The sequence below is a fragment of the Flavobacterium sp. Root186 genome (genome assembly GCF_001428525.1).
Classification (GTDB): Bacteria; Bacteroidota; Bacteroidia; order Flavobacteriales; family Flavobacteriaceae; genus Flavobacterium.
This window is the reverse complement of sequence record NZ_LMHW01000013.1, coordinates 380,316-394,938: the sequence shown is the minus strand read 5'-3', so window position 1 is coordinate 394,938 and position 14,623 is coordinate 380,316. Positions and strand designations below refer to the sequence as shown.

Below are 14,623 nucleotides of genomic sequence, written 5' to 3'. Positions count from 1 at the left end.
CCAAACTATTTTTTTGGCTAAAGCCCTTAATTAGACTTTATTTTCCCTCCAGTTAAAACTGGAGGCTATTGATAAATTATAAAAACTTTGCGGCTCTGCGACTTTGCGAGATTCAAAACATTCAGATGAAAAAAATATTTTTAATCTTTTAATCTGTGGCAAAAAAAACATAAAAAAAAACCTTGGCTCTCACCAAGGTTTTTAATTTTTCTATATCTCTTAAGATACTTTATCTGCTCTTCATTGTCTGATGAATGGAGGTAACAGCTGACTCGCAACTTCTCCAAAACCAATTCTAACTTCTGCATTTTCACAGAAACCTCTAATAATTACAGTATCATTATCTTCTATAAATTTACGTTCACTACCATCTTTTAAGGTAAGCGGATTTTTCCCGCCCCAAGTCAATTCTAACATCGAACCAAAACTATCAGGAGTTGGCCCTGAAATCGTTCCTGATCCCATCATATCACCAGAATTTACACGGCATCCGTTTGAAGTATGATGCGCTAATTGCTGACTCATTGACCAGTATAAATATTTGAAATTAGATTTTGAAACCACAGTTTCTTCAGCCTCTTCAGGTTTGATTGAAACCTCTAAATGAATATCAAAAGCTTTTTTTCCTTTTGTTTGTAAATACGGAAGCGGTGATGGATCTTGTTTAGGGCCTTTTGTTCTAAAAGGCTCCAAAGCATCCATAGTTACAATCCAAGGAGAAATTGATGTTGCAAAGTTTTTAGCTAAGAATGGTCCAAGAGGTACATATTCCCATTTTTGAATATCGCGCGCACTCCAGTCATTCAATAAAACCATCCCGAAAATATAATCTTCTGCTTCATACGTTGGGATATTTTCTCCCATAATATTCACATCAGTAGTAATAAAAGCAGTTTCAAGTTCAAAATCTACTAAACGAGACGGACCAAAAACAGGATAATCTCCGCCAGCAGGCATCGTTTGTCCCATTGGTCTGTGAACCGGAATTCCAGACGGAACAATTGTAGAACTTCTTCCGTGATATCCAACCGGGATATGTAACCAGTTTGGCAGAAGCGCATTTTCTGGATCACGGAACATTTTACCAACATTTGTAGCGTGTTCTTTGCTTGAATAAAAATCAGTATAATCACCAATTAAAACGGGCAGTTGCATTTCGACATCGTCGATATTAAAAATAACAATATCGCGGTCTTTTGTTGAATCTCTAAGCTGAGGATTGGTTTCGTCGAAAATATCAGCGATACGATTTCGCACCAGACGCCATGTTTTTTTTCCATCAGAAATAAAATCATTAAGCGTGTCCTGCATAAACATATCATCGGTTAAATCTATTCCTTCAAAATAGTTTAATTGTTGTAAAGCCCCTAAATCTATAGCGTAATCGCCAATTCTAGTTCCTACTGTAACGACATTTTCTTTGGTAAGAAATACACCGAAAGGGATATTTTGAATAGGGAAGTCGCTATTTTCTGGTACTTCTAACCATGATTTTCTTTTAGTATCGTTGGCGGTTATTGGCATGTGAGATGTTAATTATTTGTTGAAAAATTACATGTCAAATATATCATAATCTAACAGTATCACAAACGTTTTTTTGTATTTTTGCAGGAAATTAACGAAAAACGAAGAAATGCAACGCGACGAACAAATTTTTGATCTTATTCTAGAAGAAAAAGATAGACAAATTCACGGATTAGAACTAATTGCTTCAGAAAATTTTGTAAGTGATCAGGTAATGGAAGCAGCCGGGTCTGTTTTAACTAACAAATATGCTGAGGGGTATCCTGGCAAAAGATACTACGGCGGTTGCGAAGTAGTTGACGTTATCGAGCAAATTGCTATTGACAGAGCTAAAGAATTATTTGGTGCTGAATACGCAAACGTACAGCCTCACTCTGGTTCTCAGGCAAATACTGCTGTTTATCACGCATGTTTAAATCCTGGAGATACTATTTTAGGTTTCGATTTATCTCACGGTGGTCACTTAACGCACGGTTCTCCTGTAAACTTTTCAGGACGTTTATACCGTCCGGTTTTTTACGGTGTAGATGCTGAAACTGGTCGTTTAGATTATGATAAAATTCAGGAAATTGCAACTAAAGAACAGCCAAAATTAATCATTGCCGGAGCTTCGGCTTATTCTCGCGATATGGATTTTGAGCGTTTCAGAAAAATTGCAGACAGCGTAGGAGCAATTTTATTTGCTGATATTTCTCACCCTGCAGGTCTTATTGCAAAAGGATTATTAAATGACCCAATTCCACATTGTCATATCGTTTCTACAACGACTCACAAAACATTACGCGGACCTCGTGGAGGTTTGATCTTAATGGGGAAAGATTTCGAAAATCCACAAGGATTAAAAACTCCAAAAGGAGAAATCAGAATGATGTCTTCATTATTGGATTTAGCTGTTTTCCCAGGAAATCAAGGTGGGCCTTTAATGCACATTATCGCTGCTAAAGCAGTTGCTTTTGGTGAAGCATTAAAAGACGAATTCTTTTCTTATGCAATGCAATTACAAAAAAATGCAAATGCAATGGCTGATGCTTTCGTAAAAAGAGGTTACAATATTATTTCTGGCGGAACGGATAACCATATGATGCTTATTGACTTAAGAAATAAAAACATTTCTGGAAAAGAAGCTGAAAACGCATTAGTAAAAGCTGAAATTACTGTAAATAAAAACATGGTTCCTTTTGACGATAAATCACCATTTATCACTTCTGGAATTCGTGTTGGAACAGCTGCAATCACAACTCGTGGTTTAGTTGAAAAAGATATGGAAACTATCGTTGCTTTAATCGATAAAGTTCTTACTGATCATACCAATGAAGACGTTATCGAAGAAGTTGCTGAACAAGTAAACGAATTAATGAGCGAAAGACCGATTTTTGCATACTAAAAATTAGTCGTAAAGTTTTAAAGTCGAAGGTCGAAAGTCTTAGAATAGAATATATTTCTATCTTGGTTTTGATCTTCGACTTTTATTTTTAAGACTTTACAACTTTTGACTTTCAAACTTTAAGACTTAAAAAAAATGGGCGTATTAAGATTACAATTGCCAACCGACCCAAGATGGGTAAATATCGTTGAGAAAAACATAGAAGAAATCTTAACAGATCACGCTTGGTGCGAGCAAAAAGCGGCAACAAACGCAATTACAATCATTACCAATAATTCTGAACATCAGGATTTGGTGAAAGATTTATTGGCTTTAGCCAAAGAAGAAATCGATCATTTCGAGCAGGTTCATAATATCATCATCAAAAGAGGATTAAAATTAGGACGCGAACGTAAAGATGAATACGTAAACGAACTATACCAATACATGAAAAAAAGCGGTGACGGAAGCCGTGTTTCCGGTCTTGTAGAAAGATTATTATTCTCAGCAATGATTGAAGCCAGAAGCTGCGAACGTTTCAAAGTTTTATCTGAAAATATTCAGGACGAAGAATTAGCCGTTTTCTACCGAGAATTAATGGAAAGCGAAGCTGGACACTACACCACATTTATCACTTACGCAAGAAAATACGGAACTGGAATTGACGTTGAAAAACGCTGGAGAGAATGGTTAGAATTTGAAGAATCGATTATTAAAAATTACGGAAAAAACGAGACGATACACGGGTAGTTAAATTAAAATTCCAATTCTAAGAAATCCAAATTCCAAAATAACAGCGTGTAAACTTTTGTGAGTCTCTGTGAAACTCAGTGTGCCTCTGTGAAATTTCAAAAATAAAAATCGGTGTCAAATCCGCGTTTTCGCTTTAGCGAATCTGTGTCATCCGTGTGCCAAAATTAACACCACTTTAAATCTAAAATCTGCAATCTAAACTCTAAAATTTCTATCTTTGGAAGTAACCAAAATTCAAAGCCATGAGAATAGAAACTGATCTGAAATTAGGATTCAAAGACGTAATGATTCGCCCAAAAAGATCAACGCTCAAAAGCAGATCTGAAGTTTCATTAGAACGAAATTTTAAGTTTTTACACAGCACCTCAGATTGGACAGGAATTCCCATAATGGCCGCCAATATGGATACAGTCGGTACTTTTGAAATGGCTCAGGTTTTGGCAAAAGAAAAACTTTTTACCGCCATTCATAAACATTATACTTTAGAAGAATGGAATAGTTTTTTGAAAAATGTAACGCCGGATTTCTACAACTATATAGCCATAAGCACCGGAACCGGAAAAGAAGATTTTGATAAAATAGGTAAAGTTATTACAGTAAATCCGTTGTTGCGGTTTATTTGTATTGATGTGGCAAACGGCTATTCAGAACACTTTGTTCAGTTTTTAAAACAAACCCGAAAACAATATCCCGATAAGGTAATTATTGCAGGAAATGTAGTGACGGGTGAAATGGTCGAAGAATTACTTTTGGCTGGAGCCGATATCGTAAAAGTGGGAATCGGGCCGGGTTCTGTATGCACAACACGTGTCAAAACAGGCGTTGGTTATCCACAGCTTTCTGCCATTATAGAATGTGCCGATGCAGCTCACGGTTTAGGCGGTCATATTATAAGTGATGGCGGCTGTTCAACTCCGGGTGATGTTGCAAAAGCTTTTGGTGCAGGTTCTGATTTTGTAATGTTGGGCGGAATGCTGGCCGGACATACCGAAAGCGGAGGAGAACTAATCGAAATAAATGGCGAAAAATACAAGCAGTTTTACGGAATGAGTTCGGCAACTGCAATGGAAAAACATGTTGGAGGCGTTGCAGAATACAGAGCCAGCGAAGGAAAAACAGTAAAAGTTCCGTTTAAAGGAAATGTTATCGCTACAGTTTTAGACATTTTAGGCGGATTACGAAGCACTTGTACGTATGTCGGAGCATCAAAATTAAAAGAACTTACAAAGCGTACAACTTTCATCCGCGTAAGCGAACAAGAAAATCAGATTTTTACAAATTAAAAAATTTCAAAATATAATATGATTACCATTTCAGAAGCAGGTTTGAATGATATTAAAATAATTCAGGAAATCACGAATATCACTTGGCCGATTACTTATGGCGAAATTTTATCTCAAACACAATTAGATTATATGTTAGGTTTATTTTATTCTGATGAAGCTTTATCAAAGCAAATCGAAAATAAAGAACAATTATTTTATCTAATTTCAGATTCAGAATCTACAATTGGCTTTATCGGAATTGAGCATAACTATAAAAATGAAGCTATAACCAAAATCCATAAAATTTATCTATTGCCTGAAACACAAGGAAAAGGTTACGGAAAAATAGTTTTTGAATCGATTGAAAAATTAGCTCTAGAAAATAATTCAAAAGCTCTTTTATTAAACGTAAACCGCTTTAATACAGCATTAAATTTCTATAAAAAACTAGGTTTTGAAATTAAGGAAACAGTTGATATAGAAATTGGAAATGGCTATTTAATGGAAGATTATGTGATGGAGAAATCATTATAATTAAAATTTTTTAAATATAAATCATCACTAAATGAATTTTATTAAAAGCATTTTAGGTAAGACAAAAAAATACGAATTTGTATTTGATGAAAATGGAAAACACCAACTAGGAGGTGATATGCCAACAGATTTTATAATTCCAAATAATGAATTTAAGTCAAATTTTCAATACTTAGGTTTTATAAATAATGATGATGAAGTTTTCAATTGGCTTCCATTTAAACTAAATTTAATATGTCCAATATATTTAGATATTGATCAAGTTTTTCTCGATTATGAAAACCCAAATCAACCAAAATTACTTTATCCAAAAAACACATCAGAAATTGGAAGTGCATATAAAACGTTAGACTTAAATTCAAAAGTGATTTACGAAGCTCAAAAATTTTCTTTAAGAGAATTTGACGGCGTGACAGAAGATAATGAATTTTACATTAAAGGAATCGCAGGAAAACCGCATTGGGATCAAAAACATGATATTCCGATTTGTCCTAAAACAAATAATAAAATGAAATTTGTCTGCCAATTAACGAGTTGGAACGATGTGCCGACAAAATACACCAATGTTGTTGCAGAGGATGATTATGAACAAAATTTATTTTCAAAGATGAACTTTTGGAGTGATGGAAATTTATATGTTTTTATTGAGCCTAAAGCAAAGACGGTTTGCTATTTTATACAAAATACTTAAAAGCCAGTTTTCTAATGTTTTTATTTATGTCACAATCACATCATGCTTAAACAATAAACCTTTCAATTCCTTCAAAGCAAAAACAGCTTTTTTAAGTTTAGTTTTAGAAGGATCGATCGTATAATTATAACTCGTTTTAAAATCGGTTTTATTGGCGATGACTTTGTCGAATTCTGCACGGTATAAATCGCAGTTGTCAAATAAAACACCAGTCAAATCTGCAGCCATAAAATCTACCGCTATCAGGCTGCAATTGGTAAATGGAGTTCCTTTTATTTTTAAAGTATAAAACTTTGAAAAATCAAGAACGCAGTCATTAAAACGAACTTCAAAAATCAGTTTATCACACATGGCGAAATTTACTTCTTTAATTTCGCATCGATTAAAAGTAACGGTTCTAAAAGCAACATAATTAATTTTGGCTCCGTTAAAAATGCAGTCGTTAAAAACACAATCGATAAAAGTAACGGCTAAAAAAGTGCAGGCAGAAAAGTTACAATTAGTAAAAACGCAGCATTCGAAATCTTTAAAATTAAGATCATCTTTGGCATACATAACCGTATTATATTCTTTATCAAGAAAATATTCGCTCTCTTTTTTCAAGTTTATTTTTAAATTTTTTAAGACCGAAAAGGTAGTAATTTAAGCCAAAATATTATGTAAAAGTTGTGAACAAAATTTAGAAATTGATGTAGCTTTACGCTTATTTTTTAAGTTAAAAAACATCAATTTTAATTATATGGAATCAACAAGAAAGGAGCATGATTTTTTAGGAGAATTAGAAATTCCGAATCATCTGTACTACGGAATCCAGACTTTTAGAGCGGTAGAAAACTTCAATATTACCGGAATTCCAATTTCAAAAGAGCCTTTGTTCATCAAAGCTTTAGGTTATGTAAAAAAAGCGGCAGCTCTTGCAAATAAAGATTGTAATGCAATCGATTTAAAAATTGCCGAAGCTATTTGTTACGGAAGTGATCAGGTTATTGCCGGAAAATTCAATGATGAATTTGTAAGCGATTTAATTCAGGGTGGTGCAGGAACTTCAGTAAACATGAATGCCAATGAAGTAATTGCCAATATCGGGCTTGAATATCTGGGACACAAAAAAGGTGAATACAGTTTTTTGCACCCCAACAATCACGTAAACTGTTCGCAGTCTACAAACGATGCCTATCCATCGGCATTTAGAATTGCGTTGTACTTAAAGATGGATAGCTTTATTAAAACGCTTTCAGGTTTAGAAATTGCTTTTGCTAAAAAAGGAGAGGAGTTTAAAGAAGTTCTAAAAATGGGAAGAACGCAATTGCAAGATGCTGTTCCCATGACTTTAGGACAAGAATTTAAAGCTTACGCTACAACAATTGGCGAAGACATTCAACGCTTAAAAAATGCTCAGGAATTATTGTTAGAAATCAATATGGGCGCAACCGCCATTGGAACAAAAGTAAATGCTCCGGAAGGTTATCCTGAAATTTGTGTTGCTTATTTGGCCAAAGAAGTTGGAATTCCGTTGACACTTTCACCAGACTTAATTGAAGCAACGGTCGATACAGGAGCTTATGTACAGATTATGGGAACTTTAAAACGTTCGGCAGTTAAAATTTCTAAAATCTGTAACGATTTACGTTTATTGAGTTCAGGACCAAGAACAGGTTTAAACGAAATCAATTTACCGGCACGCCAGCCAGGTTCATCGATTATGCCGGGTAAAGTAAATCCGGTAATTCCGGAAGTGGTAAACCAGACTTGCTTTTATGTAATAGGCCAGGATTTAACCGTTACGATGGCGGCAGAAGCAGGACAATTACAGTTGAATGTAATGGAGCCTGTAATTGCTTTTGCAATGTTTACGTCTTTAGATTATCTCTCAAATGCCATTCAAACTTTAATTGATAAATGTATTAATGGAATCACTGCAAATGTTGATCACTGTTACAATATGGTAATGAACAGTATAGGAATCGTAACCCAGTTAAATCCAATTATTGGTTACGAAGAAAGTGCGAGTATTGCGGGCGAGGCTTTAAAAACAAACAAAAGCGTACATCAAATTGCTGTTTTAGAAAGAAAGCTGATTACGCAGGAAAAATGGGATGAAATCTATTCTTTAGAAAATTTAATTCATCCAAAATTTATCACAAAGTAAAAGTGCTATAAAAAATATAATAACAAGCCGTCAATTTACTGACGGCTTTTTTTGTTTTTAATTAAAATGAAGTTATGTAAAGTCTTGAAAATGAATTATATTTACAAGAGGTTTGATTTTTTAAATAGAAATTAAAATTTTTGCCGAATGAAATTCTTAAAAAAAATAAGTTTTCAGCATAAAATTAAAATGGCAGTTCTGCTTTTTCTATTTCCATTATTTATAACGGCTCAAACCGAAACAAATTTTCAAAAAAAAGAAATATGCCCTCCTAAAACTATTTTAGAAATCTTTAAAAAAAGCGACTCTGCCTTAGTTGTTAAACCCACAAAAAATAATTTTTTTCTTGTAATTCCTGCAATTGGTTCACAACCCGCAACGGGGCTTTTTTTTGGTGCCGTTGCGCAATATACTTTCAAAGGAAAACAAGAATCAGATAAATATTCAGTTGCAAATCTTGGTATAACATATACCGTAAAAAAGCAATGGTTGATTAATGTCAAAAACAATATCCTGCTAAAAAACAACCAAATATTTTTAAGCGGCGATTATAGGTTTTATATATTTTCACAACCAAACTACGGACTCGGAACGGATATAATTCCACCCAGACGTGATCAGGAATCTGATTTCAGCATCGATTCTTTGGCACAGGATATGGATTATAATTATTTCAAATTTCATCAAACAGCTTCTTTTGAAGTAAGAAAGAATTTTTATGTAGGCGCAGGAATCAATATTGACTGGTACACCAATATAAAAGACAAAGAATTAGATGTTGAAAACGGAAATTTAACGTATCACTACAATTATAATGAGGAACACGGTTTTGATAATTTAGAATATTTTCTAACCGGAGTAAGTTTTAATATGGTTTACGATTCGAGAGACAATCAGGTAAATTCTTCCCGAGGCTGGTTTGCAAATATCAATTATCGTTTTAATCCGGTATTTTTTGATAATCAAAAATACAGCAACGTTTTGTATGCAGAATATCGGAATTTTATTCCGCTTTCGCAGAAAAATCCTCGTTACATTCTCGGAATTTGGGCTTACGGCCAGTTTGTAACAAGAGGAGATGTTCCGTATTTAAATCTGCCTGCAATTGGCTGGGATCAGCGAAGCAGGAGCGGAGAAGGCTACACACAGGGATTGTTTAGAGGAGATGGACTTGTATATCTTTCAACAGAATTCAGGTTTCCCATAACCTGCAATCAAATGTTTAGCGGTACTGTTTTTACCAATTTTGTAACCGCAAGTAATAACGATAATAATGTATCACTTTTTCATGCCATTCAACCCGCAGCTGGTCTTGGTCTTCGAATATTAATCGATAAAAAAACACGTACCAATCTTATTGTCGACTATTCATGGGGAAATAATTCTAAAGGATTTTACCTAAATGCAGGAGAAACTTTTTGATGTTTGTTTTGTTAAGTGTCTGATATGTTGAATTTTATGTTTTAAAAATGTAAGAATTTACAAGAAAAAACTTAAATTTGTTGTACCATTTAACTTTCAAACACATAATTTATGAAACAGTACGGTTTATTATTAGCTGTATTCCTGTCGGCGATAGGAATGCAGGCTCAGGATGCAAGGTCTTTTTCGCTTAATTTGTATGGTGGTTATAATTTTTCAGATGAGCTGGATTACGACGGTTATTCTGCAACGATTGAAGATGGTTTTCAATACGGAGCAGGATTTGAATATTTCTTTTCAACAAACAATTCTGTTGAGTTAAAGTATTTAAGATCAGATGTAAAAATACCTTTTTATGGTTTGGCAGGAAATCAATTAAATGCTGGCGATGATAAAGGTGCCTTCAATTTTATTTTGGCAGATTTCACACATTATTTTGATACTGGATCAAATTTATTACCTTATTTGGGAGCTGGAGCTGGAGTTGGTATTGTAGAAACACCTCAGGGCGGAAGCGGTACTTATTTTGCATGGGATGTAAAGGGCGGGGTAAAGATTAAAACTGCCTCGACTGTCTCTGTAAATATTAATGCTTATTTACAATCGATGTCAGCAGCAGTTGGAGAGAGTTATTACTGGACTTATATTGGACCAGTTGCGGTTGATGATTATATTTCGACTTTTCAATTTGGACTAGGAGCAGTATTAAGCTTTAATTTTAAAAATTAGAAAAGTTATCGAAATTTATTTCAAAGTATAAGGAAGCATTCGTAAAAGCGGGTGCTTTTTTTATGCTTTTTAAAGTAGTTGTTCATAATTAAATCATAATTTATAACTATTCCGAATAATATTTTTCAACTCAATCCTTATTTTTGTTGTATATACAAATTAATATGAAGTTACTGATAGTCGAAGACGAACCTAATCTTTTATCGATTTTACGGAAAGGATTTGCCGAAAACAACAACGAAGTAAGTGTGGCTCTTGATGGCAAAACTGCCCTTGAAATGATTCATAATTATAACTTTGATGTTGTCGTTTTAGACGTTATGTTACCAGATATTAACGGAATCGAGATTTGCCGAAGGCTTCGTGCCAGCAAAAACTTTGTTCCCATTTTGCTTTTGACTGCTTTGGGAACTTCAGAAAACATTGTTACCGGTCTTAATTCCGGTGCCGATGATTATTTGGTAAAACCATTTAAATTTGGAGAACTCGACGCAAGGGTAAATGCTTTACACAGAAGAGCGCATCAGGAAACGGATAAAATCGACGTCATTACAATTGGCGATTTAGAAATAAACGGGCGTGCGAAAACGGTAAAAAGAGAAGGAGAATCGATAATTTTAACCGCAAAAGAGTTTAAATTACTGTATTATCTGGGAAAAAATGCCGGAAGAATTGTTTCCCGCGATCAGATTTTAGATAATGTTTGGGATATTAATTTTGACATGAACACCAATGTTGTCGATGTATATATTACCTATTTAAGAAAAAAAGTTGATAAACCTTTTAAAACCAAACTTATTCATACGATGAAAGGTTTAGGTTATGTTATAAAGCTATAGAATGGATATTAGAAAAAAAATTACTTTTACCTATGTAGCACTTTCTACCTTTAGTACGCTGCTATTGAGTATAATAGTATTCGTTTTATTTAGAGAGAATAACCGTTACCATTTCTTAAAAAGGTTAGAAGACCGTGCGAAAATTGTAGCATCAATTCACTTTCAGCACGATCCTGAAAAGAGCAAATACTATAGTAATTTAAAGAAAAACGGACTGGAAGAACTTATTGAAGAAGAAGAATATGTTCTTAAAATAAACAGTGCCAATAGTTTTGATTACAACACAAAGCTAAATCTCCCAAATAAGTTTTATTCTAATATTCTGTCAACAGGAAAAGATTACTTTGAAGTTAATAGCAAATATTATCTGGGGCAGGTTTTTACAGAAAGCAATCAAAAATATATTGTAATTGTAGGTGCTCGGGATCGACGCGGAAAAACAACATCTATATATATTATAAAAATATTAGTTTTTGGAGGCATTGGTTTTATACTTCTGGCTTTCTTTTTAGGTCGTTTTCTGGCAAAAAGAGTTATAAATCCGGTAGCAAGAATTACCAAAGAAGTAAACAGAATTAGTGCGTCAAATCTGCATAATAGATTACCATCTATTAAAAACTCGGATGAAATTTCAGATTTGACAGAAACGTTTAATGATATGTTAGACCGACTCGAAACTTCATTTGAAATTCAGGCTAATTTCATTAATAATGCTTCACACGAATTAAAAACACCAATTACAACCATAATTGCTGAGTCAGAAATTATGCTGCTGAAAGAACGTGAGGTAGCAGAATACGTCGAATCATTACAAAATATTTACAGTCAGGCATCAAGATTAGGAAACCTGACCGAAAGCTTATTAAAACTTACTCAAACTGGTTATGACGGAAATAAACAGGTTTTGGATATTGCCAGAATTGATGAATTGTTATTAGAGGTAAAATCAGATTTAGATAAAATTTTTCCGGATAATCGTGTCAGTATTAAAATGAATTTTGCACCGAAAGATTCTAATCTGCTTTTAATTCCGTGTAATAAACCGCTTTTAGAACTGGCGATTAACAACATTATTACCAATGGTGTAAAGTATTCAGATAATAATGAAGTGTTTGTAACCCTTTCTGCCAATCAGGATGCGATTAGAATTTCGATTAACGATATCGGAATTGGAATTCCGCCAGAAGATATTCCGCATTTATACGAACCTTTCTTTCGTGGAAAAATTGCAGCCAAATATATTGGTTACGGTTTAGGACTGCCGCTGGCTTCAAAAATTATTCGTATGCACGATGGTGAAATACAAGTACAGTCTGAACAAAACAAAGGAACGATCGTGACCATCATCTTTAAAAAATCAAATCCTAAAAAGGCCAACATTAAAAAATCTAATGTTGAATCTTAGAAAATTCTAATTTAAGATTAAGACCCTTCTAATTTACAGCCCCTTATTTTGTATGTATAAACTAAAAGATTATACATATGAAAAATTTCCTAATACCTACTACTTTAAAAGATGATACAATTTCTGCTGTAAAATCAGCAATTAGTCAGGCAAAAGAATCAGACTGCGAAATTGTTTTAATGATGGTTTCTGAAACTCCGGATGCTTTTTCATCCTCTAATTTTTTACGTGAAATGAGAACCGGACTTACCAAAAGCCAGGAAGAAGTTCTGGAAACCTGCAGATATATGATTGATCATACTAAAAACTGCAAAATTAAAATCCACAATCAATACGGACTTTCGTCTCCCATTTTTAGAGGAATAATTGAACATTTTGCTGTAAAATTAGTCGTTTTAACGCATTCTTATAAACAAGAAACAAAACGCATCCATCAATATTTGGTACAATTGGCCGCCAATCAAAAATGCCCGATTCTGCATTTAGGAAATGATTTTAAAGAAGATTTCACAAAAGCCCTTTATATAGAAAACAGCGCTGCAAATGTTCATGTAAAAGATATACAGCAGTTTTTAAATGAAAATTTCTCTTATGAAATTGTAAGCCAGACTTCAAAAATTGATGACAATTACGAAACAGCAGCACCTTACTTGACCGAAGCCATTTCGAAATATGAAATTGATTTATTGGTAGAAACCCGCAAAGGAGAAAAAATCAAATTTAAAAAAGTAAAAAAACAAAACATTAATGAAAAACTGGGACTTCCGGTACTTTCATTGTATGAAGAACTTGCTTAGTGACTAAGTAATTAGTCCTTACTCTTAGTAAATAGTAATTATTCCTGCTTTTTAGTCCACATTAATTTGTCTAATGACTTTATTTATAAATGTAAGATTAGATAAATATACTTTAAAGATTATTTTTTTGAATCTAAAACTAATCACTAAGGACTAATTACTAAGAACTAAAAAAACAATTTAAAACCGAAAATATGTTATTAAAGAAAAGAATACCAATGAAGTACGTTCTCGGGAAAATTAAAGTAGAAATGGCTTTAGTGATTGCTTATACCGTTTTATTCGAAATTTTTCATCACTATTTTGTAACGCTTCCCGTAGATATTCCAATTGCGATTCCAACCATGATTGGAACGATTATTTCCTTATTATTAGCCTTTAAGTCCAATCAGGCTTACGATCGCTGGTGGGAAGCAAGAATTGTTTGGGGAGCAGTTGTAAACGATTCCAGAACCTTAATACGTCAGGTTTTGACATTTTATAAAGATCCTGATTTTTCTGTAGAAGCAAGTGAATTCAAAGAAAACTTTGCCAAAAGGCAAATTGCATGGTGTTATAGCTTAGGTCAGGCACTTCGAAATAAAGATGCTATAAAACCCTTAAAAGGTTTAATGAGCGAAGACGAAATTAGATACATCAAGAACCATCAAAATGTTCCTAATGCTATTTTAATGCTTCATGCACGTGATCTTAAAAATGCTAAAAACGAGAAAAGAATCAACATGTATCAACAAGTTGAAATTGATAATACATTATCGCGATTATGCGATGAAATGGGTAAATGCGAGAGAATCAAAAACACAATTTTCCCAACAACATACAGCATGTACATTAGATTAACCTTGTGTTTGTTTATTTTGTTACTGCCTTTTGGATTAACTAGTGTATTGAGCTGGTTTGCTATTCCGTTGATTACTGCCATTGCAGCTGCTTTCTTTTTGATCGAAAGAATGGCGATTCATTTGCAGGATCCATTTGAAAACAGACCAACAGATACGCCGGTTACGACGATTGCCAACACAATCGAAAAAAATATTAAACAAATGCTGAACGAATATCAAAGCGAATTTGATATTCTGAAAGAATTTCATTTAGACGACGAACCTAAGAAAGTCGAAAAAGACGCTTATTTCGTGTTATAAGACTTTAATT

The 14,623-nt window shown here is 33.7% G+C and carries 14 protein-coding genes; 12 read left to right on the top strand and 2 right to left on the bottom strand.

What is annotated here, in order from left to right:
• Nucleotides 1-240: 240 nt before the first annotated feature.
• A complete protein-coding gene (gene fahA / locus ASD98_RS14985) occupies nucleotides 241-1,524 on the bottom strand; it encodes a fumarylacetoacetase (RefSeq protein ID WP_053472192.1) in 1,284 nt (427 codons plus the stop codon).
• 109 nt (nucleotides 1,525-1,633) lie between these two features.
• On the opposite strand from fahA, the gene glyA reads away from it, so the two are divergent.
• The 5 genes from glyA (at nucleotide 1,634) to ASD98_RS14960 (ending at nucleotide 6,130) form a co-directional block, all read left to right on the top strand.
• Entirely contained in the window at nucleotides 1,634-2,908 is a 1,275-nt protein-coding gene (glyA, locus tag ASD98_RS14980; protein WP_056205888.1) for a serine hydroxymethyltransferase, read from the top strand.
• A gap of 135 nt (nucleotides 2,909-3,043) precedes the next feature.
• Nucleotides 3,044-3,637 (top strand): tRNA-(ms[2]io[6]A)-hydroxylase, encoded by a 594-nt coding sequence (locus tag ASD98_RS14975; RefSeq protein ID WP_053472194.1) that lies wholly within the window; start codon nucleotides 3,044-3,046, stop codon nucleotides 3,635-3,637.
• A 245-nt stretch (nucleotides 3,638-3,882) separates the two neighbouring features.
• Nucleotides 3,883-4,923: a GMP reductase gene (locus ASD98_RS14970; protein WP_056205887.1), complete on the top strand. Its 1,041-nt coding sequence runs from the start codon at nucleotides 3,883-3,885 to the stop codon at nucleotides 4,921-4,923.
• Nucleotides 4,924-4,941: 18 nt separating this feature from the next.
• Nucleotides 4,942-5,439 carry a GNAT family N-acetyltransferase gene (locus ASD98_RS14965; RefSeq protein WP_056205886.1) on the top strand — a complete coding sequence of 166 codons (498 nt, stop codon included), beginning with the start codon at nucleotides 4,942-4,944 and terminating at the stop codon, nucleotides 5,437-5,439.
• A gap of 31 nt (nucleotides 5,440-5,470) precedes the next feature.
• Entirely contained in the window at nucleotides 5,471-6,130 is a 660-nt protein-coding gene (locus ASD98_RS14960; protein ID WP_056205885.1) for a hypothetical protein, read from the top strand.
• 24 nt (nucleotides 6,131-6,154) lie between these two features.
• Here the strand turns inward: ASD98_RS14960 and ASD98_RS14955 are convergent, their stop codons facing one another.
• On the bottom strand, nucleotides 6,155-6,733 hold the full coding sequence (locus ASD98_RS14955; RefSeq protein ID WP_056205884.1) for a pentapeptide repeat-containing protein: 579 nt from the start codon (nucleotides 6,731-6,733) through the stop codon (nucleotides 6,155-6,157).
• A gap of 136 nt (nucleotides 6,734-6,869) precedes the next feature.
• On the opposite strand from ASD98_RS14955, the gene aspA reads away from it, so the two are divergent.
• The 7 genes from aspA (at nucleotide 6,870) to ASD98_RS14920 (ending at nucleotide 14,613) form a co-directional block, all read left to right on the top strand.
• Nucleotides 6,870-8,279, top strand: a complete 1,410-nt coding sequence (gene aspA / locus ASD98_RS14950) for an aspartate ammonia-lyase (RefSeq protein ID WP_056205883.1) — start codon at nucleotides 6,870-6,872, stop codon at nucleotides 8,277-8,279.
• A gap of 147 nt (nucleotides 8,280-8,426) precedes the next feature.
• Nucleotides 8,427-9,701 carry a BamA/TamA family outer membrane protein gene (locus ASD98_RS14945; protein WP_056205882.1) on the top strand — a complete coding sequence of 425 codons (1,275 nt, stop codon included), beginning with the start codon at nucleotides 8,427-8,429 and terminating at the stop codon, nucleotides 9,699-9,701.
• A 111-nt stretch (nucleotides 9,702-9,812) separates the two neighbouring features.
• Complete coding sequence (locus ASD98_RS14940) at nucleotides 9,813-10,430, top strand: outer membrane beta-barrel protein (protein ID WP_056205881.1); 618 nt, start codon at nucleotides 9,813-9,815, stop codon at nucleotides 10,428-10,430.
• 164 nt (nucleotides 10,431-10,594) lie between these two features.
• Nucleotides 10,595-11,269 (top strand): response regulator transcription factor, encoded by a 675-nt coding sequence (locus ASD98_RS14935; RefSeq protein ID WP_056205880.1) that lies wholly within the window; start codon nucleotides 10,595-10,597, stop codon nucleotides 11,267-11,269.
• A gap of 1 nt (nucleotide 11,270) precedes the next feature.
• Complete coding sequence (locus ASD98_RS14930; RefSeq protein WP_056205879.1) at nucleotides 11,271-12,674, top strand: HAMP domain-containing sensor histidine kinase; 1,404 nt, start codon at nucleotides 11,271-11,273, stop codon at nucleotides 12,672-12,674.
• A 77-nt stretch (nucleotides 12,675-12,751) separates the two neighbouring features.
• Nucleotides 12,752-13,471, top strand: coding sequence for a hypothetical protein (locus ASD98_RS14925; protein WP_056205878.1), 720 nt, complete (start codon nucleotides 12,752-12,754; stop codon nucleotides 13,469-13,471).
• 194 nt (nucleotides 13,472-13,665) lie between these two features.
• On the top strand, nucleotides 13,666-14,613 hold the full coding sequence (locus ASD98_RS14920) for a bestrophin family protein (RefSeq protein WP_056205877.1): 948 nt from the start codon (nucleotides 13,666-13,668) through the stop codon (nucleotides 14,611-14,613).
• The last annotated feature ends 10 nt before the right edge of the window (nucleotides 14,614-14,623 follow it).

What these genes read in the sequence shown, in the direction of transcription:
- fahA (WP_053472192.1), bottom strand. Translation starts at nt 1,524, where the DNA reads ATGCCAATAACCGCCAACGATACTAAAAGAAAATCATGGTTAGAAGTA.
- glyA (WP_056205888.1), top strand. Translation starts at nt 1,634, where the DNA reads ATGCAACGCGACGAACAAATTTTTGATCTTATTCTAGAAGAAAAAGAT.
- ASD98_RS14975 (WP_053472194.1), top strand. Translation starts at nt 3,044, where the DNA reads ATGGGCGTATTAAGATTACAATTGCCAACCGACCCAAGATGGGTAAAT.
- ASD98_RS14970 (WP_056205887.1), top strand. Translation starts at nt 3,883, where the DNA reads ATGAGAATAGAAACTGATCTGAAATTAGGATTCAAAGACGTAATGATT.
- ASD98_RS14965 (WP_056205886.1), top strand. Translation starts at nt 4,942, where the DNA reads ATGATTACCATTTCAGAAGCAGGTTTGAATGATATTAAAATAATTCAG.
- ASD98_RS14960 (WP_056205885.1), top strand. Translation starts at nt 5,471, where the DNA reads ATGAATTTTATTAAAAGCATTTTAGGTAAGACAAAAAAATACGAATTT.
- aspA (WP_056205883.1), top strand. Translation starts at nt 6,870, where the DNA reads ATGGAATCAACAAGAAAGGAGCATGATTTTTTAGGAGAATTAGAAATT.
- ASD98_RS14945 (WP_056205882.1), top strand. Translation starts at nt 8,427, where the DNA reads ATGAAATTCTTAAAAAAAATAAGTTTTCAGCATAAAATTAAAATGGCA.
- ASD98_RS14940 (WP_056205881.1), top strand. Translation starts at nt 9,813, where the DNA reads ATGAAACAGTACGGTTTATTATTAGCTGTATTCCTGTCGGCGATAGGA.
- ASD98_RS14935 (WP_056205880.1), top strand. Translation starts at nt 10,595, where the DNA reads ATGAAGTTACTGATAGTCGAAGACGAACCTAATCTTTTATCGATTTTA.
- ASD98_RS14930 (WP_056205879.1), top strand. Translation starts at nt 11,271, where the DNA reads ATGGATATTAGAAAAAAAATTACTTTTACCTATGTAGCACTTTCTACC.
- ASD98_RS14925 (WP_056205878.1), top strand. Translation starts at nt 12,752, where the DNA reads ATGAAAAATTTCCTAATACCTACTACTTTAAAAGATGATACAATTTCT.
- ASD98_RS14920 (WP_056205877.1), top strand. Translation starts at nt 13,666, where the DNA reads ATGTTATTAAAGAAAAGAATACCAATGAAGTACGTTCTCGGGAAAATT.